The 25,701-nt window shown below is 52.8% G+C and carries 15 protein-coding genes; 1 reads left to right on the forward strand and 14 read right to left on the reverse strand.

Annotation, left to right across the window (positions count from 1 at the left end):
* Nucleotides 1–34: 34 nt before the first annotated feature.
* The 12 genes from AB1S56_RS21275 to AB1S56_RS21330 form a co-directional block, all read right to left on the reverse strand.
* Nucleotides 35–2,938 (reverse strand): glycoside hydrolase family 66 protein, encoded by a 2,904-nt coding sequence (locus AB1S56_RS21275; RefSeq protein WP_340870459.1) that lies wholly within the window; start codon nt 2,936–2,938, stop codon nt 35–37.
* A gap of 223 nt (nt 2,939–3,161) precedes the next feature.
* Nucleotides 3,162–7,775, reverse strand: coding sequence for a cadherin-like beta sandwich domain-containing protein (locus tag AB1S56_RS21280; RefSeq protein ID WP_340870458.1), 4,614 nt, complete (start codon nt 7,773–7,775; stop codon nt 3,162–3,164).
* Nucleotides 7,776–7,915: 140 nt separating this feature from the next.
* Nucleotides 7,916–10,096, reverse strand: coding sequence for a glycoside hydrolase family 105 protein (locus AB1S56_RS21285; protein WP_367903385.1), 2,181 nt, complete (start codon nt 10,094–10,096; stop codon nt 7,916–7,918).
* Between the two features lie 43 nt (nt 10,097–10,139).
* Nucleotides 10,140–12,686, reverse strand: coding sequence for a hypothetical protein (locus AB1S56_RS21290; protein ID WP_340870456.1), 2,547 nt, complete (start codon nt 12,684–12,686; stop codon nt 10,140–10,142).
* Between the two features lie 91 nt (nt 12,687–12,777).
* A complete protein-coding gene (locus AB1S56_RS21295; protein ID WP_340870455.1) occupies nt 12,778–14,472 on the reverse strand; it encodes an extracellular solute-binding protein in 1,695 nt (564 codons plus the stop codon).
* Nucleotides 14,473–14,537: 65 nt separating this feature from the next.
* The gene (locus tag AB1S56_RS21300) at nt 14,538–15,419 is read right to left on the reverse strand and encodes a carbohydrate ABC transporter permease (RefSeq protein WP_340870454.1); all 882 of its coding nucleotides are present in this window, start codon (nt 15,417–15,419) and stop codon (nt 14,538–14,540) included.
* 13 nt (nt 15,420–15,432) lie between these two features.
* Entirely contained in the window at nt 15,433–16,404 is a 972-nt protein-coding gene (locus tag AB1S56_RS21305) for an ABC transporter permease subunit (protein WP_340870515.1), read from the reverse strand.
* Between the two features lie 187 nt (nt 16,405–16,591).
* The gene (locus AB1S56_RS21310; RefSeq protein ID WP_340870453.1) at nt 16,592–18,148 is read right to left on the reverse strand and encodes a response regulator; all 1,557 of its coding nucleotides are present in this window, start codon (nt 18,146–18,148) and stop codon (nt 16,592–16,594) included.
* A complete protein-coding gene (locus AB1S56_RS21315) occupies nt 18,145–19,971 on the reverse strand; it encodes a sensor histidine kinase (RefSeq protein ID WP_340870452.1) in 1,827 nt (608 codons plus the stop codon). Before AB1S56_RS21315 ends, AB1S56_RS21310 begins: the two co-directional genes overlap by 4 nt.
* Before the next feature lie 255 nt (nt 19,972–20,226).
* Entirely contained in the window at nt 20,227–20,457 is a 231-nt protein-coding gene (locus tag AB1S56_RS21320) for a hypothetical protein (protein WP_340870451.1), read from the reverse strand.
* Nucleotides 20,458–20,554: 97 nt separating this feature from the next.
* Complete coding sequence (locus AB1S56_RS21325) at nt 20,555–21,541, reverse strand: Gfo/Idh/MocA family oxidoreductase (RefSeq protein ID WP_340870450.1); 987 nt, start codon at nt 21,539–21,541, stop codon at nt 20,555–20,557.
* A 66-nt stretch (nt 21,542–21,607) separates the two neighbouring features.
* Nucleotides 21,608–22,609 carry an ABC transporter substrate-binding protein gene (locus AB1S56_RS21330; protein WP_340870449.1) on the reverse strand — a complete coding sequence of 334 codons (1,002 nt, stop codon included), beginning with the start codon at nt 22,607–22,609 and terminating at the stop codon, nt 21,608–21,610.
* Nucleotides 22,610–22,774: 165 nt separating this feature from the next.
* Here AB1S56_RS21330 and AB1S56_RS21335 point away from each other — a divergent pair, with 165 nt between their 5' ends.
* A complete protein-coding gene (locus tag AB1S56_RS21335; protein ID WP_340870448.1) occupies nt 22,775–23,815 on the forward strand; it encodes a Glu/Leu/Phe/Val dehydrogenase dimerization domain-containing protein in 1,041 nt (346 codons plus the stop codon).
* A gap of 17 nt (nt 23,816–23,832) precedes the next feature.
* On the opposite strand, the gene AB1S56_RS21340 is transcribed toward AB1S56_RS21335, so the two are convergent.
* Entirely contained in the window at nt 23,833–24,792 is a 960-nt protein-coding gene (locus AB1S56_RS21340) for an acetylxylan esterase (protein WP_340870447.1), read from the reverse strand.
* Nucleotides 24,793–24,860: 68 nt separating this feature from the next.
* Nucleotides 24,861–25,610 carry a TIM barrel protein gene (locus AB1S56_RS21345; protein WP_340870445.1) on the reverse strand — a complete coding sequence of 250 codons (750 nt, stop codon included), beginning with the start codon at nt 25,608–25,610 and terminating at the stop codon, nt 24,861–24,863.
* Between the last annotated feature and the right edge of the window lie 91 nt (nt 25,611–25,701).

Raw genomic sequence — 25,701 nt, forward strand, 5'->3', positions numbered from 1 at the left:
CGCCCGCTCGCGCCCTCCGGTCAGCACTTGCTGCCTAGTTAACCGTAATCTCGAAATCCGTTCCTTCCCAGCGGTCGATGCTGCTCTCCAGTACCCCGTTATTGTTGTCATCCCACAGGAAGGTGAAATCCACAGTCGTGCTGGAGGAGAATGGACCGACGGACACCTCGTGATCAAGCAGCGGGTCGCCCGAGCCGTTCGGATTCATCTTGGCGTCGATGACGCCAGTCCAGCCGTTGGTTCCCTGATGCACCCAGCCCGAGGCGCCGGTGCGGAACGTTATTCTGTAGCCTGCCGGCACGGACGTAATTTGCCTGTCGAACTGCCAGATGTACGTTTTGTCCAGGTCGAGGTAGTCCAGATTAATCGCGCCTGTATTGGCACTATTTTTCCAAATAGTAATGGTATGAACACCCTTCTTAAGGCTGACTGTCAGCTCGGCCATCCCCCACGCGCTCCAGCTCCCTGTCGAAGGGAAGGCGATGGTGCCCGCATAGTTGCCATCCACAAAAATATCCCTCGTCGCATTCGAGCCGCCGTTGGCGTAGCGGAAGCGCAGCGCCTGGTCGCCGTCCTGGGACGCCGATACCGTAAACGTCACGCCGTCGTTGTCTGAGAAGTTGTCCACGAAGCCTGTTCCCGTGTATCCCGAGTGGTTCGTGTTGACGCCTACGCTCACCTTCACCGCACTCTCCGCTTGGTAGATGTCATCCGTCGGCGTTGTGAAGCTCCGCTTCATGTAGATCATATCCCAATATTGGAGCGATGGCACCGTGAAGGAGACGTATTTGCCCTTGCTGTCCGTGCCCGTCGTGTAAGACAGCGACTGGGACGCGCCAAGCGAGATGTCGGGAGAAGCCAGGTAAACGCCAGATACCGATTCCTGACTGCCGATGTACACCTTAGTCGCCAGGTTCGTGAGCGTTGTCGGCGCGTTGTCGGAATTGCGCCAGTCGGTGTCCGTGCTGTTCTTCATATTCAGCAGATGCACGATATTGTAATCGTCGCTCTGCTTCATGAAATGCCAGATGTTGCCCGCAGTGCCGTTGCCGGCGACAGGCTGTCCTGTAATCTCCACGAACTGGCTGCCGGAATCCACGTTGAACACATCCTTGTCGAACAGCAGATTCTCGTACGCCGTTATGAAGTTATACTGATTTTTGGTCGCTGTCTTGAGGCTGTTCCGCATCTGCTTCGCGCGGTTCGGGAAGTACGGATGTCCCAGCATCTGGTCGCCCTCGCCCATCTCGATGCGGGTAGCGCCTGCCGCCGCAATTGCAGCGCCTGTCAGCCGAACGGAAGCCTCGTCGAACGTGCCCAGCGTCATGCTGTCCAGATTAATGAAGCCCGTGTCGCCCGCTTCCTTGGCCAGCTTGACCGTATGCGAGCCTGCCGTCAGCCAGACGGTATGGGAGGCGTCGAACTTCCAGGTGCCCCAGCTGCTCTGGTCGAGGAATGGACCAACCTGCTTCACGAAGCTGCCGTCCACGTACAGGCTGCGCGTATTGTTGGTGCCCGTGTCGTTGCCGTAGCGGAATACAAGTCCGTACCAGCCTTCCTCCGGCACAGTAATGGAGAATTGCACGTAATCCCCGTTGTCGCCGAAGCCGTCTACGAAGCCGCTGCCGGTATAGCCTGCATGGTTCGTATTCGTCGTCACGCCGTTCAGCGTGGCGGCTTCCGCCTCGTAGCGCGTGCCCGTATTCTCCTCGAAGTTCATGTAAGCCGCCAGTACAACCGCCTTCTGCCCATTGTTGCGCTTGGCCTTGTCGATCAGCGCCTTTAGCTCGATGTAGTCGTTCGCCTCCCCCCAAATTTCGGTGTAGGTGAAGTCGTATTCGGCGTTTTTGGTGACGTCGTCGAATGCCCAGCCATCCTCCGCGCCATCCACGTTGTTGAATGTCAGCACCTTGTCCGACATGCCGTTGCTGTCCAGATTGGCGCGCAGGTTGTTGATAAAGCCGGAGAAGCTGTTGTCGAGATCGATGACGTTGCCGTTGTAATCGTACGGGTCGGCCCGCTCGCCCATCTGGTCGAGGTGGATGCCGTCGAAGCCGGCTGTGGAGATCATGTCCCGATATTGGCCGTAAATATAACTCTGCCAGCCCGCGCTGGCCGGGTTGAACAGCCACAGCCACGTATCGGGGTTGTTGTCGTCGAAGTCGAAGCCCAGCTGGCTCGCATGCGCCGTATCGGAGTACATCGCCCACTGCGGATCGACTCCCGAGATGGTCTGGTAATTGTGCAGCGCGGCGTATGTCATGGTGTACGGCATCGCTGCCGCGTTGTAATTATGCATGGAGCCGATCAAGTTCTGAATGGTGGACCAGTACATGGTGTGCTTGCCGCTCCAGTCCATCCATGAGCTGTCAATGACGCCGCCTGTCCGCTTAATGTTGTTCTCATGGCGCCACATCCAGTCGTAGAGCTGGAAGGCGTTCGTGTGATAGTCCTCTACTGTCCGCTTCACCCGGGCGTCGGTAACGGAGGAGGACTCCGATGGATATTCCGTTATATAGCCGTACCTGGGGAACCTTGTCCAGTCGCTGGACACGTCGATGGCGGTCGCGCCTGTAGATGCGCCTGCGGCGACCTTGACGAAATAACCTTTGAAATCGGTGCTTGGCGTTGTCCATGTGAAAGTGACCGTGGTGGATTGACCGTTGGGAAGATTAATGGAAGTAGAAGTGGAGTGGACTTGCGTCTCAAGATGGTGAATCGTCATGCTTACACTGCCGTTGTACGTGGATCCGGAATCATTGGTCAGCTCCACCTTGATCGTGGCGGTGTTCCCCGGGGCGTACCTCGCCTTGTCCGTGTACACCCGCTTGATCATTCCGGTTGCCGACGCGCTGGCCGGCGGCGGCGGGACCATGACCGACATGGCCAGCAGCACGGCTGCCATAGCCAGTCCGATCAGATACCTTGCTCTTCTCACATCAATTCGCTCCTCTCAAAGCTGGAATAAGATGCACCTCTATTGTAGGTCTCTTATTCTAGCGAAAGAAACACCGATATTTTCATATGGGAGTACGCATTTTATAGAATAGTGGCGATTAGCGGGCTGACCTACAAAAAAATGACCGCCGACTGTGCACAGTCGGCGGTTACTTAAACCATACTTCTTACGTGAGCAGGCAAACGATAACTTTAGTATCGCTTTATTGCCTATCAACCTCCAGAACATAACTCACTTGTGTATCGTCGTAGGCCGTCAGTTCAATTACGATCACATTCAGGCCGGGGGCCAGCGAAACATCCATCACGGAGCCTGATGAGATCGGATTCCCGTTCACCGTCAAGCTCTTATACACCATAGAAGCGGCAGTTGGCGTAATAGCGATGGAGGTTGTTCCGCTGCTCACATTCAAGCTATAGCTGAAAGTCTCCTCGTCAAAACTTATTGTGCCGGGGGCAATGTCGAGGCTTTTCAGCACATATTGGGGATTCATGCCCGACACACCTGAATAATATGTCTTCGAATCAACGAAGTTAATGCTGCCGAGCTTTACAGGGTCAATCGACGTGAACGCCTCGCTAACGGCTCTGCCTTCAGAAACAATGCTATTGTAGAAAGTTATATTTCCGCCTTCCGCTCTTACTTCAGGCCCGGCATTATTGTAGATTTCACTATTGTAAATGAATACGTTGGCTGGCTCGCCTCCCGTTATCCCCGCCCATACGCCGGCGGCCGCCGGCATACCGCCGAACTCGACGGAAGCATAACCTACGCTGTTGCGAATGACGGCCTCTTCGCTGGACCAGAACCGGTAGGCCCGCTTATTATCGTACGAGATGCAATCGTTGAGATACGCGTGATCCGACTTGATGTCCCATCCGCCATCCGTATTGCCAAAGGCGATGCTTCGGTTAAAGGTTATATAGTCGGAGGCCTTCTCCGCGACGAAGCCGTCCGCGTTCCAGTAGGCATCCGACCCCGCATTCTCATAATTGTTGCTGGATATGCAGTCGTTGAACGTAATATTTCGGTCTACAATGGCGGGATCTTGATTGGAATCGGCTACTTGGAAACCAAACGGGAAGTTGCCTGGCACGTAGTAAGCCTCACCACCGGCATCGGCTGTGCTATTGTTCACGACAACATCGTAATGTCCCCCCCTAATTCGCAAACCGCGTTTCGTGTAATACATGAAATCGCAATCCTCGATCAGAATGTCATGGGAGCCAATTGAGGCGTCTTGAGCAGTTGCCCCTCCGTTTAAATAAAAACCATCGCTCATCTCCGTCACATCCACATTGGATATACGAAATCCTACGTTTCTGCCTTTCGTATAAATACCAACGGCATAATTTCGAATTTGTATATCCTTCACTTCCCAATAACTAGCGCCCGCGGATACATCGATAAAATTGCCGGATACTTGGTTGAATCGGGTAAAGCTGCCGGAGAACACCGGCAGACCGCCGCCGGTATCCACGCCTACCAATCGCTTTGGCGAAGAGGCATCCGTACCGCCGGCTGCGATCACTAGTTTTCTGCCCACATAGTTGCCGCTTCCGATATACAGCGTGCCTGTCGCAGCGGTATGATTCCACGCCGATTGAAGGGCGTTAGGGGCTTCAGCGGATAGCGCGTTTGACCAACTGCTGCCGTCCATAGACCCTGAGCCCGTTGGTGTTACGTAACGGTCCGGCGTCAATACGGGTTGTGTCCTTGGCGACGAAGGCAGCATATTACTCAGATTTGGCTGGTAGTAGCCTTTGGAAGAACCATATAAGCCGTTGTTGAAATCAGCGCCTACCCCTGTCCAAAATTCATTAGTTGGATTCAAGATCTCTGGATCTGTCCCTTGGAAAATCCCGTTGACGTAGCCGTAGCCAACGGAGTCGACTAACGTATAATCGCCTCCGTCGATCTTGCTGTACAAGTTGCTTGTACTTTCTGTATCCGCGAAGATAGAATTGTAGGCGGTAACAAATCCACCTTCAATGCGCAACTCGTTCCCACCGTTGTTGAAGAAGGTGCAGTCGTACATGATCACGTTAGCCCGTTTGGAAAAGTTGCTCGTTGCTCCAATCCATGCGCCGAAGCTGTCGGAATAGGCAGCAATGCAATTATTCATCACCGCTTCGCCAGTCGACCAGAACCTGAACCCTCTCTTGTTACCCAAGGCAACGCAATCGTTCAGATACGTATTTGTAGCCTTAACGTCCCAACCACCATCCGTATTGTCAAAGGCTTTGCAGCGATTATACGTAATATTGTCCGCGTTCCATTCGGATACAAAGGAATCCCCGTTCCAATAGCCGGTGCCTCCGTTATGATAGTTGTTGCGTCCTTCACAGTCGTTGAACGTAATGTCGCGATCAATGACGCCGGCAGCCTGATCGGCATCGGCCACCTGGAAGCTGAACGGGAAATTGCCCGTTACCCAATACGCCTCCCCGCCTGCATCCGCCGTGCATCGGTTGACCGTCGCGTTATAATTTCCGTCTCTGAAACGGATGCCGCGTTTCGTATAATACTTGAAATCGGAGTCCTCAATGAGGATGTCGTTGGATCCTATGCTTGCATCCTGAGCCGTTGCCCCGCCTCGTAAGTACAAGCCGTCACTCATGAAAGAAACGTCGACATTAAGAATTCGATATCCGACATTTCGCCCCTTCGTCTCGACGCCGTAATAATAACGATTGATTTCGATATCCTCAAGCAACCAATAGCTGACTTCCGATGCGACTTCGATCAGCGTTCCTCTTCTCTGCATCGTATGGGAGAAGTCGCCGTGGAATACGGGAAGTCCCGATCCGCGGTCCACACCTTGAAGCTTCTTCGGCTCGACTACGCTCAAGCCTCCAGAAGTCATCTCGAGAATCTGGGGAACATCGTAGTCGCCGCTTCCGACAAACACCGTGCCCGTTGCCCCGGCGGAGTCCCACGCCTTCTGCAATCCATCGACCCAATTACCGTTCATCGCGTTCGCCCAACTGCTGCCATCCATCGTTCCCGAGCCCTCCGGCGTTACGTATCGGTCGCCGCTTCCGGGGGAGGGGGCAGGTGCCGGAGGGAGCGTCCCGGGCACAGCGAAGACGTCCATCGTTACGTAGTGGTCGGAGGAGGAGCTGTTTTTGTTCGCGCTAATCTGAACCCGAATGGTATGTGGTCCACTGCCGAGATCCTCGCGGAAGAACACAATTTGCCTGAATTGCTCACTCGGCGAATACAGATCTACCTGCTGGACCCAATTTCCGTCGATGTAGATGTCGGCCATTCCTCTGTTGCTCGCAAGCGAAGTTATCCAATAAACACTGATTCCCGTAAAATTCAATTCGGCATAATTGTTGGTTGCGTTGCTTGCATACTGATCATTGCCGTAATTGTTCAGCGCGGAGCCCGAATATGACCATGCACCTCGATACACGATATTCGGATCCGTTGTATCGACGACCACCGTTCCTGGAATGACGGTCGCCGTTGGCGTCGGTGCGGGGCTAGGCGTTGACGTCGGACTAGGCGTCGGAGTGGGGCTAGGCGTTGACGTCGGACTAGGCGTCGGAGTGGGGCTAGGCGTTGACGTCGGACTAGGCGTCGGCGAAGCGGTAGGCGTAACCGTTGGCGTTGGACTAGGCGCAACTGTCGAGGTCGGTATCGGACCTCCATTCTCGCGATCGCTCTCCGGAGGCCCCGTGCCGGTCAGGACGTCCGTACCTGTCGTAAGGTATATTTTATCAATAGATAAACCGTCTTCTCGGGCCCAGAAATGAATACTTCGATATCCGGGTTGAACGTCAGTTAACGTACCGACGTTTTGCCATCTAAACGTGCTGCCGGTCGACAAGCTTGTATTAGCAAAGGCGAACTCATCATTATATCCCACATAAACCGAATCGGCGCCGGTATTCGGAGCTCGATATAAGAGCCACACCTTATAGTTACCTGGTGTTTCGAATTTCACTTGATAGGTCAGCTCGGGAGCGTTCTCATTCTGCGGCGCGTTAAAAAAAGCACCGGTATCCGGCCATGCCCTCATGGCATCGCCGGAGCTGCCGCCCGTCAGTGTCCATTCAGCGCCTCCCCTGGCATCGGCAAACGCAAAAGCCGAATTCTCGGCCGCAGCCTCGGCTTCCATGCCGACTTGACCGCCACTCTCCATCCAAGCTCCGCTTGCGTCTGGCGTTAAGGTCTCTCGATCAGATTCCGATGGTCCCATACCCGAAGGCATTTCACTGCCCGTAGTCAAATACAGCTTATCGAGCATTAAGCCGTCTTCTCGCGCCCAAATCTGGATATCGACGTATCCGACCCCGATTCCGCTGAACGTGCCAACCTTCTTCCAAAGAAACGAACTACCCGTAGCGAGCTCCGCATGGGTCAAGCGAACGATATCGCCGTATCCCGCATAGACGGAATCGGAGCCAGTATTCGGTGCTTTGTACAACAACCATAGGCTGTAGCTCCCGGCTGTGGAGAAGTTGACTTTATACGTAAGCTGGGGAGCGTTCTCATTCTGCGGCGCGGCGAAGAAGCTGCCGACGTCGGGACCTACTAACATAGAGCTGCCGGAAAGTCCGGCGGACTGCGTCCATTCGGCACCCCCTCTCGCATTGCTGTAAGCGTATTCAGAATTCTCCAGCGCGCTCTCCGCTTCGATACTAACCGCACCCCCTGATTCTATGAAAGCACCGTCGATTTCCGTCGACGCCAGCGCAGCCGGCGATCCGATCCATAGCAAACTTGTGAACATACTCACAGTCACCAGTAGCTTAATTAATTTGTTATTCCTTTGAATTTGACCTTGATATTGACCTGATCCCATTGTGTGATCCCTCCCGAATACGTTTACGATTCGTGTGCGAAGGAACTGGCTTCACGCCAGCTCCAACCGCTAAGCCTATCCGAACGCTGGCCTCCCCCCTTTCCAGTCCATAGGTGCGCCGCCTGCTTGTTATGCGCCACCTACTGCTCCCATTCGCTCAGCAATTTGGCAACCTCAATACCGGCCAACATGACGATGCCGATGCCATGCGTGTCGTTGGTCGTCCATAGCAAGTCTTCCTTGTAATACGACGGGCTGAATGAGTAACGTGAGCCTCTGCATACGCCATGCACATTGCCCCATTGATCTATAGCATGGCGGGTCAAGCTTTCCCAGCCTTTACGAACCGCCAGTGCATATGCTTCGTCTTCATGAAGCCAAGCGAACCGCAGCCCGCGGCAAAAAGCGTAAATGAACATGGCGGTACAGGAGGTTTCCTCGTACGACTCCGGATCGGTCAATACTTGATGCCATAAGCCATTGATCCCTTGACGTTCGAGCAAGCCGCTGCATAGCTCCCGAAAAAACGCCTCAAGCTCCGCTCTGTACACATGATCGGGTGGCAACACTTCCAGAAGCTCCGACAGGGAGAAAAGCGGCCACCCGTTCCCCCTTCCCCAAGCTACTCCCGTTGCCGTTTCGTGCTTGAAATCGTACACATGGGACAACATCCGTTGGTCGGACATATACAAATACTTCCGGAACAGCATCATCTGCTTTGCCGCCTCATTCAAATACTCGGAGCAATCGCTAAGCCGGGCATACCGAATCAGGAACGGAACACTCATGTACAGGTCGTCCCCCCATAACGTATTCTCCATAAAGTAGCCGGGGCTGGATCGATAGAAGACACCATCTTCCTTCCGCTCGTGCTCCGACATCATAAAGTCGGCGACACGCTCGGCAACCCAGAGGAACGAAGGCTCGGAGCAATCCTCATAGGCCTCTAGCATCGTCGATGCCAAGGATCCGCAATCGTCCAGCATATCCAGCTCAGCCAGCTGATTGTTAATCGCGGGATAGCCGTACTGTAATTTTTCCCATAAAGAATAGGCATACATGCGGGTGCACGTCCCGATATGGTCAAACACGTAACGACCGATATCCGGACGATTTAGCATGCGCGCTGTTTGCAGCAATCCGTACAAAGTGACTCCGATGGGATAGCTCCAACGGGCAAAGTTCTCATTCTCCAGATAAGGTCTGATCCAAGTGTCAGGCTTGTCTAAACGCCAGTAGATTCCGCCGTTTTCCTCCTCCCACACTCCTTGCAAGGTCTGAATCTCGTGTGGACTGTAGGATCGCCCTGATTCGAACGGGCCCAGATAGAACCAGCTTTCCTCGGTGCCCCGAACCGCATACGGCTGCTCGAATTCACACCTCTCTCCGTTGTATGTCGCTTCGAGCATATATCCCCAATCCGATTCGCCGGCGACAAATCGGACCAACACGTCTCGAACACCAAACGCCATCTCGATCTCTCGTTCCGTTGATCCAGCCTCGCTGACGGACAAGACCTCCTTACCGTCCAACCATACGGTCGACGGGCCCAGCGCGGACAGACGAAGGACATACCGAACAACACCTTTGGCCTTGCAGCGCATTCTGCTCCAGCCGTAAGCGTAACGTCGACCTTCTCCCATGCCAAACATCCTGCTTCCCATGCCGAGGCGCAGCTCTGCTTCGCTCCATTGCGGCTTAGGATGCCAATCGTACGGACAATCCTGCTCCAAGTCATCGTGCCGTGGCAGTTCCAATCCGGTACAAAGCTCGGAATCAGTAGGTGAAGAATATATCCATCCCGCTTGACCGGAACGTTCAGAGAACGGAGCTTGTATCGTAGGCGTTCCCCACTTGCTGCGCACCGTGCCGATGATACCTCCGAAGCCGGAAGGCGTCTTGCGGAAGGATAACAGAATGCCGTTCCAACCGGGTTGAAGCGGTATGCGTACTGGCACTCTCATTTGCGGATTGACCTCTTCTATAATTTCCGAGCGATAGATTCGATTCCCGTTCACATGAATACGAAGGGGGCCATAGCAGCTGACGGCCGTCTCCCAGCTGCTCTCAGAATTACTCCATACTTTACCGAAAGCGAACGCCCATTGACCGCACGTAGCATTGGGAAGCTTGTGCTCCAGGTTTATATCGAATCTTCCGTCGTCGAGCTGCCGGAAGCCATCACGGCTAAAAGATCTGAAGGTAAAAGGAGTCGACGGATGGCTGCCGATATATCGCGACGCGATCGTCTCAAGCACTTGCTCCGGCTCCATTCCTCTCCTACTTGCTATGCTTTGCTCGGAATCAAAATAATGGGGCATATCGCCACCTCCTTCTACTGTTGCGAATGACAAGGATGTGAGATTACATTCGGAAATTAAGCAGCTTTGTCCGTTTCGGGAAAGCTAAACGGATCACGCCGGACCCATATTCTCCATAAGCATAATCGTTGCAGATAAGCGGATAACCATCTAAGCCGATTAGCTCTTGCCCGCCTAAACGGCAGGGCTGGTCGTAACCAATCTCCATGCAACCGATGGATGGAGATTGGAATAAAAGGCTTCCATCCGCCCCATTTATCAGCACAGCCGAGTGGATGACTTTTACAAATCGTTCGAAGCTTACCCACTGCTCCTTGCTGCCTGCTTCGAGCAGCCATATGTTTGATTTTTCCAGACATAATAATTCGCGTTCCTTATAGGTCCCAGAGGTGGTTACCGTATAGGGTTTCTGCGAATAAAGCGCCACGTATGCATCACGCTTGCGGCCAAACAGCCAATCTCCTTCCTTGCAAACCTCATCGAATTGCCGAAATGGAAAATAAGCATGTGTGTAGCCTGGGCCATCTTCCAGCTTGTACATGTAAGCCAACACGCTCCGATGCGCGAACGTATTGGGGTTGCGGTATTGTCCCCCCCAATAGGACGGACGGGTCATCTCCGACTTATTGTCGAAGCAAGTGACAAATACGGGAACCTCGCCGTTCAGCAGCACTTGGCCGGCATGCACCTGGTCGCCCCTCTCGCCTTTCTTGGATTCCACCATGCCGGACACCATATAGTCGCGAGTCCTATAGGTGGCGCAGTTGACGCCGTCCATTTCACTTCGCGGAAACAAACCCATTCGCGTACGAGTAAATAAGGGGGTGCCATTGCCAGCAAGCTCCTCCCATTCGCGATCAGGAATGTAGGAGCTCCCGGCCAAGGCCACGCAGCCGATGGACAATCTGCGGACAAGCTGCTTCTGCTTTCCAAACAATAACCAGTTCATTGGCCCCATCGCCTCTAGTTCCGGATGGAGGATGGTCTCCTCGTAGCTGCGACCATGCGTAGTTCCCATTACGCCCGCGCTAGAATGGGAAGCCAGGATCACGCAGATTAAATCCAGGAGCTGCCGCGCCAGAATTCGGGTATAACCGCTCTCCTCGCCAAAGTCGACAATGCTCAGCAGCGCCAGTATGTCTTCTTCGTAATAGGTATTGGAATGCCATTCCATAAAGCCGTATGTGCCCTTCTCCTTGATCCACCTCTCGGACATCATGCGTCCCTTAAGGGCATGAAATATCCCATTCTGACCGCTGTTCGGGAAAAATTCTCCCGGAAATAGCAGACCAGCCAGATATTCGGCGCTGTAAAACAGAATTTCGTGATTCTCTGATCGAGTGAACATCATGGAACGGCCGGGTTCGTCCGTCGCGTATTTAAAACCCAGTATCACAGCCTTCATGCGTCCAAGAAGCTTCTCGTCGATGCGGCCACCGTCCGCGAACTTGGCGTATATGCGCAGCAACCCATGCATGGCAAAGTCGGCGCAATCGTAGCGGGCATCAATATAGTCGAGCGTCTCGCCGATAATGTCTACATTAACCGCTTGCCAGTCGCCTAGCTCCATCTTGGCAAGCTCCACGAACAAAGCGGTTCGCGGGTTGCCCTTCTCTTGTGAGATTCGCTCCAGTATATACTTCTTGCGGCAGCCGAAATCCGCTCCTTGAGGCAGCCCAGAGAACCAGTCGATCCGCTTAAACCGGAGCTCTACGCCGCCGATTCGCTCCCCGGCCTCCGATACGTAATCGATGGCTATCAGAAACTCCTCCATTTCCGGCAGCTTATCCGCCGAGATCAGTGGGAGAGCCCTCTCCTCGGGAGATAGTCTATACTGGTCCACAACGATGCTTTGACCACGGACACCGCGAACACCCTGGCAAATTTCTATGACAAACAAGCCCTCGCATTCAAGTGGTCCGTCCCAATGCAGCGTCAACATCTCCCGTCCGGAGACGACATGCTCCTTCAAGTAAAATCTAGCGAAATCCCTCTCAAGCGCCTTCCTCTCTTCGCTCTCCAGCAGAAGCGGCGGCTCAGCGGACAGTATTCCGTCCACTGCCGATAGCCAGAAGGAATTGATGCAATGCAGATGCACGTTTACCAGCATAATCAGAATATCGTTGCTCCCACCCGCAAGCGTAAGCTGTAGCTCGAACTCGCTTTCTACGCGCCCGACTTTTAGGTGCGCGAACGTTTCCTTGCCGTTAACGAAGATACGCGCAGCTCCATCCAGCCCGAAGCGGAACCGGTATGAGCCCGCCGCAGGCACCTTTAACCGGGTGTAGGCGAATGTCGTCAGCAGCCTGGCATGAACGCCAAAGCGAGCCCAAGTCATTTTATGCTCGGAATCGGTCGTCCTCAACAACGACCAACGATTCATTTGACCGAACAGCGTCATTTCATCGCCTTCTCGCGGAAACAGCTTTGGCGCGATAGCCGTCGCTTCCTCGATCAGGTTCAGATAAGGCTCCACCGGAACTTTATAGTTATCGTAGTACAACGACGAGACATTCTGTTCGAAAGGTCCAGCGTACAGCCACTTCCTAATCGCTGTACCTCCCAACGACTCCGATCGCAAGGTTTGCATCTCTCAATATCCTCCTGCTCCGTAGCTTTTTTTGGCTTGGAAAAAAAAGAGGAGGGGTATAGTCCCATTCCCCTCCTTCCTTCATTTGCGACTACTGCTTGAATGTTGCATATTTATCCATCTGCTCTTTGACAATTTGCTTGATGTCGTCCTCAAGCATCGCATTGTCTTTATTCTCGGCATACCATTGCTTATACCAGTCCTCGATCTGTTGCCCGTTGCTCTTCTGCCAGAGGCTCTGCGCATCTTGAAGCGCCTGCTGCACCGTGTAGCCACCTCCGCTGACAATCGCCTTCAGCCATAACGCGTCAATCGCTTCGTCGGCATTGGTATTCGTCGTCAACAGGTCTTTGGGCAGAGAAGGCATATGCTCCGACATCGTCAGCTCAGGATAAGGCCTCTCTAGAGTCAGATAAGTGTCGCGGTACAAATCGTATAACATTTGGTATTCCTCCCTCCGTGGATCACTTTTGTATAAATTGAGCGGAAGGCCCGCCTTGTCGAATGACAGCCCTCCATTGTGTAACATGCGCATATCCCTCGTGATGTCGGCTACTTCCTTCTTGTGCTTGGCGGTGTCTAGAATTTCCACGTTGCCGTCAGTCATCTTGTAATGCGTTCCCTCAATGCCATTCGTCAATGTCAAGCTCGTGCTCTCTTGAATCATGAAATCCACGTATTTTATGACGGCATCCGGATTTTTGGCAGTGGCGCTAATAACAGCTGTCATTTGGACGGGGTTCCCCAGCGTAGGCAAAAACGCTCCGTGCTTGCTTTCCGGGTAAGGGATAAATGTGACGTCAGCAGTCGCTACGTTCGCCTTCAGAGGATCAATCAGATTCTGAAGAATATTCATAGTATTGCTGTCCATAAATGGATAAATGCCGATTTTGCCGTTAATAAAATCTTGCTGCGCCTTGGCCCCGTTTTTGTCAGAAGCGAAGTCTCGGTCGATTATGCCTTCGTCGTACAAGCGCTTGGCATATTCGACATAATCGGTCCTACGCTCCCAGTCAACAATCAGTTGGCCGTCATGCACGGCCAGCTTATTGCTCGTTCCGAACAATTGCTTCATAGTCAATTCAGAATTTCCACTGAGCGCAAGACCGTACGTATCGTTCTGCCCGTTCCTGTCTGGATCTTGATCCGTGAATGCTTTCGCCGTTTCGTACAACTCTTCGGTTGTCTCCGGAATGGAGAGCCCGAGCTGTTCCAGCCAATCTGTCCGAATTAGGAGTCCTCGCTGCGGCGATACCCAGTTAATGCGGCCAAATTCGTACAGCTTGCCGTCGGGTTTAGTACCAAGCTTCCTGAGCAGCGGATTTTCTTCCAACAGCTTTTTGTAATTTACGCTGTGCTGCTCAATCAGATCATCGATCGGCATCAGCTGCTTTTGGTCATAAAGCAAGTTCCTGTGGTTCGGAGCATACTCGAACAACAAGTCTGGCCCGTTGCCGGATGCGTACAGCACGTTGATTTTCTCTTGGGGATTGCTTCTCGGGATAGCGACGAATTTGACGTTCGCCGGACCATTTTCGTTAATCCACTTCGTCCAGCGGTTGTTTTCGATCGTACCTTCATCTTGAGCGACGCTGCCACGGTCATAGACCGAAACGGAAATATTCTTTTTCACCTCCGGCTTCACCGTTTCTTCAGCTTGCTGGGACGCTCCCGGCGTAGACTGTCCCGCAGCTTCGTTGTTGTTGCCTCCGCTGCAGCCCGCCAGCAACATTGCTCCCGCAAGAGTAAAGCTCATCGGTACCATAATCCATTTCCTTTTGTCCATTCCCTAACTCCCCTTTGTTCAATTTGGGCCACCCCATAGGTAAGGCAGTCATACTATGCATAAGCTCAGCCCTTAACGGAACCAAGCATCACGCCTTTGACGAAATGCTTCTGCAAGAACGGATAGACGACTAGCATAGGAATCACCATCACCAGAACGCCTGCCGCCTTCAGCGATTCCGGCACGACTTCGACCTGTTCTTCGACTTGTCCGGATTGCAATACAATTTCCTGAAGCAGGCTTTGGCTCTGGATCATGTTTTGCACCAACACGGTAAGATTGTATTTGCTTGTTTCGTTAATATAAATGAGCACACTCATAAACGAATTCCAGTAGCCCACACCGTAGAACAAAGTGAGCGTCGCGATGACTGGCATGGACAACGGCAGGACGATTCGAAGCAGGTAGGACAGGTCTGTGCAGCCGTCAATTCGAGCGGCATCGTCCACCTCTTCCGGAATGTTCTCGAAAAACGTGCGCATGACTAGCAGATTGTAAGTGCTGATCATCGCCGGAAGCCACAATGCCCAATAAGAATCCAAGATACCATAAAATTTCACCACCAGATAGGTCGGGATCATCCCTCCGCTGAACAACATCGTGAACACCATCGCAAGTGTAAAAAAGCGACGCCCAAAAAATATTCGCCTGGAAAGCGGGTATGCGGTCATCGTTGTCGCCACCATGGAAATAATAACGCCAACTATCGTAATCGTTAAGCTATTCCAGAAAGCAGGAACGATTCTCGTCCCCCGGAACAGCGAAGCGAATGCATCCGTGTTCCACCCTACAGGGTAGATGGTCACCTTGCCTGAAGCAATAGCCTGCAGGTCGCTGAGTGACAACGCGATTGTGTTTACAAGGGGGAACAGGCAAGTCACCCCGAGCAGGAGCAATATAAAAGAATTAATAGCGTAAAATGTTTTTTCTCCAGCAGTTGGTTTCATGTGCGCTCCTCCTCTACCATAGTCCTTTGCCGAATCTACGCGCCACCGAATTGGCCGCGAGCACAAGCAGCAAACCGATGAGCGATTCGAACATTCCCATGGCCGACGTCAGACTGAATTGTGCACCTTGAAGCCCCACTCGGTACATAAAGGTGCTGACGACGTCCGCCACGCCGGACACGATATCGTTCTGAAGCACATAGACGTGATCGAAGCCGACCTCCATCAGCTTGCCCATGGATAGAATAAACATGATGACGATTGTCGAGCTGATGCCCGGCAGCGTAATGTGCCAGATTTGCCTCAGCTTGCCCGCCCCGTCTAAACTTGCCGATTCATATAAGCTGGGATTAATAGCTGTAAGCGCTGCCAAATAAATGATAGCACCAAATCCCACTTCCTTCCAAATTCCTGAGCCAACATAGATAGTAATCCATGAACCTGGGTTGAACAAAAACGGAAATGGCTCCCCGGTCCATGATTCAATCCAACGGTTAATCGTACCGGATTCAATCGAGAATAACGTAACGACGAAGCCCCCGATAATTACCCATGAGAAAAAATGAGGCAAATAAACAATCGTCTGAATGGTACGTCTATACCAGCTTCTGCGCACTTCATTTAACATAATCGCAAGTATGATCGGAAACGGAAAGCCCACAAACACATTGAGTACAGATAATATGAACGTGTTTCGAATAACGTTCAGCGTTTGCGGCTGCCGGAAAATCGTTTCGAAATTATCGAAGCCGACCCACGGGCTTCTGAAAACACCATCCGCGAAATTGTAATCCTTGAAAGCGAGGATCAATCCTCCCATCGGGAGGTACTTAAACATGATGTAGTATAACGCTCCAGGCAGGAACAATAGCAGCAAGGGAATGTTCGCCTTCCACTTCGTCTTTCTTGCCAACCGCCTGGTCCTCCTCTGCGTTTCTCGCTCATCCTCCTTCGTGATGTTTGTTCCTCCTCCTCCCGGGAACATGTCGGTTGCGGTTTTCATCCCAGGCACTCCTCTCCATCCACTTGTTCTATCCCATGCGTTTATTATAGAACGTTCCTCCTCCCGAAACCTTCGATTTGAACAGAAGAAACTACGAAATGAATGCATTCGAGAGATAAAAAAGCAATTGAAAAGACCCGGCCTATAAGCCGGGTCTTGCAGGTTCGAATTAGGGATGGAATGAGGCTTCCGATGCTTGCTTTCGATATTCGCTGGGCGAGAGCCCTGTCATCTGCTTGAAGGCTGTAGCGAAGTAGTTCGAGCCCGGGAAACCAACGGACTGCCCGATCGTGGATACTTTCTTGTCCGTATTTTTAAGCAATAGCTTTGCCTTCTCCATTCTGAAGCGGGTCACGTAAGCGCTGAAGCTCTCTCCCGTCTCCTTCTTAAATAATGAACCAAAATAATTTGGACTTAGATGTGTATACGAGGCAACGGTCGGCATCGCACATTCCTCCGCATAATGCTCTTCGATATAGCGAATCGCTCGTTGGATAATACCGCCGCTATGCTCCATTTGCCAGGCATGAAGCGTCTGCTCGAAAGTCCGGATTTGAACATCGAACCACGTCTTCACCTCTTCCCGTTTATGAGCTAGATGTAACTCCGCCACCCGTTTGCCGATATCACCGATCGCTTGTGGCCTTACCTCCAACTCCTTGCGCATGACGTCATCCATGGCCAGGGCCGCGCAGTACACTTCAAGCTTCAATGCCTCCAAATTCACGATGGAGAGCAGGGCAGAGTCCAGCAAACGGCGCATATACGACTCAAGCTCGGCTGGTCTGCCGAGCAGCAGCAGCTCCGTCATTTCGGTCCGGATAAGCTGCACCTTTGAGCTCCTGCTCGCTTGCTCGTCCCAGGCATCACCACTTGGAGGTCTGTCGACGGAACGATCTTGGAACATTCCTTCCAACCAAATCTCCATATCCTTAAACCGCTGGAATAGACCAAACTCCCGCATGCTAATCGAAATACCCAATAGTTGTTTGACCATATTCACGGCCGTTGTCAATAAAGCTTCGGCCTCGCATTCCGCATCGAGGCATACAACAAACAGATCATGCTCCAGCAGGACTTGACGATACCCGCTTCCCGAGAGAGCCATCAGCTCCTGCAGAATATTGCTGACGGCAAATAGAAGCAGCTTCAGATCTCCGCTTTCATAGCTTTTATTGTTGGGGAAATACGACTCCACCTGCAGCAGCCACACTACCTTGCCTGACAACACTCGCTCCAATTGCCCAGCCGATTCGGTGTCGTAAGGCAAGTTCCTCCACATCGATCTCAGCAGTTGATCTTCACGTTCGATACGAGCCGCCATTTCTCTCTCCTTGATCTCCACCTTCTCCCTGCAATGCTCGTAGCTCTGCTGCAACACGCGGCAAAATTCCTCTTCCGGACAAGGCTTGAGCAGAAATTGCTTGACGCCGTACTTGATGGCGGCCTGCGCGTATTCGAAATCCCGGTAGCCTGTCAGGATAATCACGTCAATCTCCGGCATGGTCTCGAAGATTAGTCTTGCAAGCTCGATACCGTCCATCATCGGCATGCGGATATCGGTCATGACGAGATCCGGTCTGACCTCGCGAATCTTCTCCAACGCCTCGATTCCGTTCGCTGCTTCTCCAGCGACCAGCCAGCCCAGAGGATTGTTGTCGATCATCTTAGCCAGCCCTTTGCGAATGACCGGTTCGTCATCAACAATGAACATTTTCCCTTTCATCGACTCACATCCTTTCTCGAGAAGGGGAGCAGCAGTCGAACCGTCGTCCCCGCTCCCTCCTTTGATTCAATTGTCAAACCGTAGGGCTCCCCGTAAAGAAGATTCAGCCGGCGAACCACGCTGCGTATGCCGATGTGACCTCTTCTTCTGCCAAAGATCGGCCCTTCCGGCTTCTGTGCGCTCCGTGGCGCAAGGGCGTCTGATATGACACCTCTGATCTCTTCTTCTTTCATTCCCGCTCCATTATCAATAATCTCGATTCTAAGCGCCGCTTGTCTTCCTTCTTGCTTGGCACTAGTAACGGGAACCACAAACGTTTGAATAATGAGGACGCGATCTGTCAATTGATTAGCAAACGCGTGGACGAACACGTTTTCGACAAGAGGCTGGATAATGAGTCTCGGTACCTCGGCATGCTCGCTCCCCGCTTCCATCTGGATGACCGTATCAAGCTCATCTCCGTGTCTGGCTCTTTGAATTTTCAAGTAGTTGCGTATCTGAGCGAGCTCCTCTGCAAGCGTCGTCTCCGTATCAGCGGGCTCCAGAGCGTAACGAAGCATGCCAGACAACGAGATGACAAGTTCCGCCGTTTCCCGGTCGTCCTGCAGGTACAGCTTCCAATAGATCGTATCGAGCGTATTTTGTAGAAAATGAGGATTCAATTGTGCTTGCAATGCAGTCAGCTCCGCTTCCCTCTGGCTCAACTGACGTTCATACACCTCACGGATCAACTGCTCGAGATTATCAGCCATGGAGTTAAAGCTTTGGCCCATATAGGCAAGCTCATCCGAAGTATCGACCTTAATCCTCGCCTGCAGGTTTCCTTCGTCGATCTTACGCATTCCCCGAACGAGTTGCTGAAGAGGCTTGAACAGTCTTCTGCCGCTCCAAGATAAGAGAATAACCGCAAGCAGAACGCCAACCATGCCCACAAGCACGGATATTTGTAAGATAACAGAGCTTTTTTGATGAAGAGACTCCAATGACACTTTGCTGATTAGCGAAAAATCCATCGTTTTAGACCGACTTTTCACGTACAAGAAGGAGCTTCCATCCTCCATGACAATCTGCTGGCTTAACATAAGAGAGGGATCCGGCAATATTCCGTCCTCTGCCTTATCCGTAAAAACGAGTCGATCCTGCCGATCGAAGAGATACACATTCGCTTTTTCGTCCCCAACCAGCTCGTCCAAGTCCTCTGAGAACAACGATTCGTCGAAGAGCATGACCATCGTGCCGTATAGCTGAAGATCGATGTTTTTCATGGAACGGGCCACGGCGAAAAAGTCCCTGTAGCCGGATGCCTCAACAGGGCTGGGAAGCTTAACTGGAAACCATATCATATGACCTGAGGCCTCTGCCAAACGCTCTTTAATTTCCTCGTATATTAACGGATCCAATTTACTTCGCGCGGTTGACGACACGTGAAAAAAAAAGCTGTTATCCTGCATATCGTACAAATACATCGAATACAGCTTGTTCTCGTCGTTTTTGACCTGAAATAGAAGATTGTTCAGCTCGTCCTGATCGGTAATTTGGGTATGCTTCTCGCGCGTGTCATTCTCAGCCGATCGTCTTAAAACCTGTTCGATATAAGGATGAAACACGATAAAGTTCGATATCCTGTAGATATCCCGCAGCTGCAAATCAATTCTCGCCGCGGCCTGTTCATTCGCTTTGCCGAATTGCCTGCTTATTTCTTCTGTAAACAGATTCACATTGATTCGGTACGATAAGTAACCTGCTACAATAAACGTCAACATGATAATCAACGACATATGGAGCATGATTCTCTTCGAAAAGCTGTTTCCGCCTGTACGCATGCGGCACATCCTTCTCCTAGCCGGTACCGTTTCCGGTTAAGCGCGGCTTTTTTTTTCATAGTAGCATCGCCTTGTCAGGCATTCAACGGTTTATTGCCGGCAGTTCATTTGTCGTTCATATTCATACAAATTCCGTTGAAATTCGTAGATAGTACTAGAAGAATCATATGAGCAGACCAAAGAGCCTCCCTGCTGCCAGAAAGGCTTCTTACCACTACTTATTCGTTCTGTTGCTGGTCAGGCCTTCAACCCCGGTCACATCCCCGTGCGATACTTTCTTTCGCTGGCTGAATCCCGTTTCGTATCCTTCTTGTCCTTCTCGTCCTGCTGCTCAATCGTTTGATCCTCAACAGGGATTGGGTCGACCGTTCGCTGGCTGAGAAACTTATCGAACAGACTCTCCTTCTCCGTCGGGATACCCTCCGGATTATCGCGTTTGCCTTGCTGATCGGGCTTTCGGTCGGCGCTTCGCTCGAATTCGTTCATCTCTATCACCTCGCAGTTCTATGATAGAACTACTTACCCGCTTTGCCGCCGGTTTTAAACCTATGCAGGATGCAATAGAGCTGACGAGCCGCCCCCATTATTCCGTCGGATAGCTTAGTCCCCACTGATGGCGAATCCGGTCCATCGTCTCCATAATGCTGACTGTCTCACTCAGTGAAATCACGTCGTTCTCCAGTGCCCCCGCACGGAGACATGCCATCGCGGCTTCGGCTTCGTATTTGTAGCCGGCGAACTGGCGATCATCCTGGACGTGAACGGGCTCCTCGCCGTATACCTGCAAGCTTGCTTCCTTCGCGAACAGGAAGTTCGGGATATGAATATATCCCTTCGTCCCATATACATAAGCGTCATTCCTCAGGCTAAGCCTGACCGCTCCATTCAGCGCGGCCGTTCGGCCTCCCTCATATTCGAACAGTAACGAGAATCGCTCGTCGACCCCCGTCTCCCCGATATGCGCGCTGCTCATGATAGACCTCGGCTGCTCTCCATAGATCATGGATGCGAAGGATACGGGATAGATCCCTGCATCCAGCAAAGCGCCGCCGCCCTGCTCCTTATTCAGTAGACGTCCCTCAGGATTCCAGCCGGCATCGAAGCCGAAGTCTGCTTTGACCAGCTGCACGTCTCCGATGAGTCCTTGCTTCAGCCATTCGCGCGTCTGAACGAGGGGCGGAAGAAACCGGCTCCACATGGCTTCCATAACAAACAGCTTCTTCTCCCCGGCGACCCGAACGATCTCCTCGGCTTCCGCTGCGTTAATCGTAAAAGGCTTCTCGCAGATGACCGCATTTCCTGCGTTCAAGCAGGCCAAAACCTGCTCCTTGTGTTTGGGATGAATGGTTCCCACATATATGATTTGAACATCGGAATCCTGCAGGAACGCCTCATAGCTGCCATAAGCGCGGGCAAAGCCGTACTGCTCGGCAAACTTGTCCGCTTTCTCCTGCGATCTAGCCGCAACCGCTGTCAGCTCTGCGCCTTCCGCCAGCTTCAAATCCTTGGCGAACTTCCCCGAGATGCCCCCGCAGCCCATAATGCCCCATTTGATTGTCTTTAGCGTCATCTTCGTCCTCTTCTCCTCTCGCATCTAGCATCTTGTCCTTCTACTATTATTAGTCAATGACCTGAGTTATTCAACCAAGCTGGCCATCACATCGTCGATCATTTGCGAATTCGCGATTGGACCGGTGTAGAGCCAGCTCGTCTCAGGACCAAACACGTATAGCCGGCCGTTCTTGACAGCAGGTATACTTCTCCACAAAGGATCCCTGAGCGCTTCCGAGCCGGAGCCTGAATCGCTGTTGATTAGAAAGATATGATCAGCGTCCAGCTGAGCCAGCTTCTCCAGCGATACGACATTCCAATTTACAGTAGAGACTGCCGCTATTTGTTGGACCAGGCTTGGGATGGAGAGACTTAGATCCTTGTACAAAACCGCGCCGGCCGACACCTTGTCGCTGACGATGTAGAACTTGCCGTCCATCAGCCAGATTGCGGCAGCAGACTGCCCAGGCAGCTTCTCATGCAGCGTCGATTTGGCTACGGCGGCCTTCGTCTCATAATCATCCAGCACCTGCTCCGCCAGCTCCGTCTTGCCCACGACCTCACCTACCTTCAGAAGCGCCAGGCGCCAGTCGGCGTTAATCTGGGCTCCAAGGACGAAGGTCGGAGCCACCTGCGAGAATAGCTTATATTTATCGCCTTCAACCTCTTTTTCATCGCCAATAATAAGCAAGTCCGGCTTAAATCCCAGCACCGCCTCGTAGGGCAGATCGTAAGCAATAGGGGGAATGCCTCCCAGCTTTTTTTCCAAATAATACTGCATCCCATTCGGTACGGACCACTGAGCAACCGGTGTAACGTCAAGCGCAGAGAGATAGTCTTCAAGATAGGATGCGATGATACGCTTCGGCTCTGCTGGAATCGTTACTTCATGTCCCATGCCATCGGTTAACGTTCTTTCCTGCGGGACCTCGGAGGGAGCCGGCGTTGCCGTCTCAGCGGCAGGCGATTCCGTTGCTGTGTCCAGCTTTGTCCAGTTGGTCGTGATACCGCAAGCCGTTAGATGCACAGCAAGGAAGAGCACGCTCATCATGCCCGCCCATCTGATGTTATACCCTTGTGCCTTCAATAGTTGAACGCTCCTTATTCCTCTGTCCCGGCGAATGGAAAAATTTTCTTAATCTCATCTACTAAATGATAATTTTTAGAAATAACATTGTCAATTGAAATGAACAGAGTCGTCCATACCAAGACCATCTCCCATGAATAAGATAAGGGCAAGGGAGGCGACGGCATGAATATTTGGACACAAGATTATGAGCAGCTCATCTTCCTGCAGGATCGTTCCATAGGCTTCAAAGCGATCATTGCGGTTCATCATACGAAGCTGGGCCCCGCGCTGGGAGGCTGTCGGATGATGGATTATGGGAATGAAGAAGAAGCGGTCCTGGATGCTTTGCGCCTGGCAAGGGGCATGACGTACAAATCAGCGCTGGCTGGCATTCCATATGGTGGAGGCAAGGCAGTCATTGTTGGACGGCCGGGAACGGCAGTGAACCGGGAAGCCTGGTTTCGTTCGCTGGGCAAGCAGCTGCATAAGCTGAACGGCTTGTATATAACGGGTCTGGATCTGGGCTCGACCGTGCAGGATATGGATGGGGTGCGGGAGGAAACAGCCTATGTGACGGATACGACAGGCTCGCTGGGAGCGGACAATGAACTGACGGCCACGATGACCGCATATGGAGTATTTCTCGGCATTCGCGCCTCGCTCAAGCGGGCTTATGGATCGGAATCGCTGCGCAACAAGGTGATTGCCGTGCAGGGACTCGGCAAGGTTGGCTTCAAGCTGTGCCGTTACTTGCAAGAGGCAGACGCCAAGCTGATCGTTGCCGATATCGACGCCGCACGAGTCAGACTCGCTGCCGCCTCATTCGGGGCATTGGCCAGCTCGCCTGAGGCTATTGCCGCTGTCCCCTGCGACGTATTCGCGCCTTGCGCGCTCGGCGGCGTGCTGCACGAGGGAGCAATCGCGGCGCTGGACTGCGCCATTGTCGCGGGTGCCGCGAACAACCAGCTGGCAACACCTGAGGATGGCGAGCGAATTCACGGGCGGGGCATTCTCTACGCGCCGGACTACGCGATTAACGCTGGAGGCATCATCGTGACCGCCGCAGAGCTGGAAGGCGCGGATGCCGCTAAAGCGAAGTCCGATACGGAACGAATCTACGGCAGCCTGGAGCGAATCTTTGCCGAGGCGTCCCTTCGCGGACTGTCAACGGCAGCGGCCGCTGACCAAATAACAGAAGAGCTGCTTGGGAAGCAGCTCTTCTGAATATTTGATCCATTTCATCAGTCACGCAAGAAAAATTGCAGCGTCTTATCGATCGAGCCCGGCAGGTGCTCATGGCCAAAGTCTGGATAGATGACCAGGTCCTTCGGAGCCGTCATCTTGTTATAAGCCGCGAACTGCGTCGACGGCGGGCAGACCGTATCCATCAGCCCCACAAACATAAGCACTTCGCCCTGAATGCGGTTCGCCAAATATTGAAGATCGATATAACCCAGCTTCTCAAAAATATCGTTCTCACGCTCATGCAGCGGGTCAAAATGGCGGAAATAGGTGCGCAGCTCCTGATAAGCGTCCTTCGCCAAGTCCATCTCCCACGTGCGCTTGAAATCGCACAGGAAGGGGAAGATCGGCGCAAGCTTCTTCACGCGCGGCTCCAGCGCCGCACAGGCGATGGTCAGCGCTCCGCCCTGGGAGCCTCCAGCCGCGTAGACACGGTCCGAGTCCACCTCAGGCAGTGACATGGCGATGCCTGCGAGCTGCGCGGCGTCGAGATAAATATGACGGAACAGCAGATTGTCCGGATGATCGCTTAGTCCGCGGATAATGTGGCCGTTAAGCGTAATGCCTTTGACTCCGCCGACGTCTTCGGAGCTGCCGCCTTGGCCGCGGCAGTCCATTGCCAGGATGGAGTAGCCAATGGATGTATACACAAGCTTCTCATGCCAGTCTCCCGCATTACCGGAATAACCATGGAATTGCACCACAGCAGGATGCTTGCCCTGCGAGTTCCGCGGCCTTGCATATTTGGCATGAATACGCGCACCGCGCACGCCTGTGAAATACAGGTCGAAGCATTCAGCATGAGGAGTCTGGAATGCGCTCGGCACCAGCTCCACCTGTGCGTCAACGGCACGAAGCTCGGCAAGCGCCCTCTCCCAATACGCGTCGAAATCGGCAGGTCGCGGGTTGCGGCCCTGGTATTCTTTTAATCGGTCAAGCGGCATGTCTACTAATGGCATGAATGTTCTCTCCTTGTTGAATGTTAGATATAACGCTTTGTCACTTTAAAGCTATGCCTCTTCACATTCTAAACGGTTCTGAGCAGTTGCTCAAGCCCATCGGCCGGATTTGCCTGCGGAAAATATTCGAGCCCTACATACCCGTCATAGCCGGACTCCCGAATCGCGGCAAAGATGGCGTCATAATCCATCTCCCCGATATGAAGCTCGTGGCGCCCCGGATATCCCGCAGCGTGGAAATGGCCGATGCTTCCGCCCCCCTCGAGAATATCCGGAATAACCTCGCCCTCCGTAATGTACTGATGATAGATGTCGAACAGGAGCTTAACAGCTGGCTCGTTGACTTCCCGAATGATGGAGAAGGCCTCGTCCGAGCGGTATAGGAAATACCCCGGATGATTGACCTTAATATTAAGCGGCTCAAGCAGCAAGATCATGCCGGCTTCCGCCACAAGCGGCGCTGCCGCCTTCAAGCCTTCCACCACGGAGCGGTGCTGCACCTCTCTCGGCACATTCATCTCATTGCCCGTCGTCGTCAGAATACGGCTGCAGCCCAGGCTTCTCGCCACCTCAATCGTCTCCACAATTCCTGCCAGGTACTGCTCTCTCTGAGCGGGATCCACCAGGTTGTTATGCTTGGCCAGAAGCGTCGTAAGCGTCATACCCAGCTCGTCCTTCGTGCGACGAATGGCTTCCAGGTCCTTGTCCGTCCACGACCAGAACTCGAACGCCACCCCTCCGGCTTGATGAAGGGCACGAATCGCTTCAGCCGAGGGCTGCTTGTTGTACAAGGCGTCTATACATACGGAAAATTTCATTGTTATCCTCCTGTCGTAGGGCATCACCCGCGTTAATCTCTACAGTAACAGTCAACAACGACTATGACAATCTTTAATATAGGGGCGTTTG

The sequence above is a fragment of the Paenibacillus sp. PL2-23 genome (assembly GCF_040834005.1).
Lineage (GTDB): Bacteria > Bacillota > Bacilli > Paenibacillales > Paenibacillaceae > Pristimantibacillus.

Coding starts and splice junctions, on each gene's coding strand:
- AB1S56_RS21335 (WP_340870448.1), top strand. CDS start 22,775: ATGAATATTTGGACACAAGATTATGAGCAGCTCATCTTCCTGCAGGAT.
- AB1S56_RS21320 (WP_340870451.1), bottom strand. CDS start 20,457: ATGAACGAATTCGAGCGAAGCGCCGACCGAAAGCCCGATCAGCAAGGC.
- AB1S56_RS21290 (WP_340870456.1), bottom strand. CDS start 12,686: ATGCAAACCTTGCGATCGGAGTCGTTGGGAGGTACAGCGATTAGGAAG.
- AB1S56_RS21295 (WP_340870455.1), bottom strand. CDS start 14,472: ATGGACAAAAGGAAATGGATTATGGTACCGATGAGCTTTACTCTTGCG.
- AB1S56_RS21305 (WP_340870515.1), bottom strand. CDS start 16,404: ATGTTCCCGGGAGGAGGAGGAACAAACATCACGAAGGAGGATGAGCGA.
- AB1S56_RS21325 (WP_340870450.1), bottom strand. CDS start 21,541: ATGACGCTAAAGACAATCAAATGGGGCATTATGGGCTGCGGGGGCATC.
- AB1S56_RS21285 (WP_367903385.1), bottom strand. CDS start 10,096: ATGCCCCATTATTTTGATTCCGAGCAAAGCATAGCAAGTAGGAGAGGA.
- AB1S56_RS21300 (WP_340870454.1), bottom strand. CDS start 15,419: ATGAAACCAACTGCTGGAGAAAAAACATTTTACGCTATTAATTCTTTT.
- AB1S56_RS21315 (WP_340870452.1), bottom strand. CDS start 19,971: ATGCGTACAGGCGGAAACAGCTTTTCGAAGAGAATCATGCTCCATATG.
- AB1S56_RS21340 (WP_340870447.1), bottom strand. CDS start 24,792: ATGCCATTAGTAGACATGCCGCTTGACCGATTAAAAGAATACCAGGGC.
- AB1S56_RS21310 (WP_340870453.1), bottom strand. CDS start 18,148: ATGAAAGGGAAAATGTTCATTGTTGATGACGAACCGGTCATTCGCAAA.
- AB1S56_RS21280 (WP_340870458.1), bottom strand. CDS start 7,775: ATGGGATCAGGTCAATATCAAGGTCAAATTCAAAGGAATAACAAATTA.
- AB1S56_RS21345 (WP_340870445.1), bottom strand. CDS start 25,610: ATGAAATTTTCCGTATGTATAGACGCCTTGTACAACAAGCAGCCCTCG.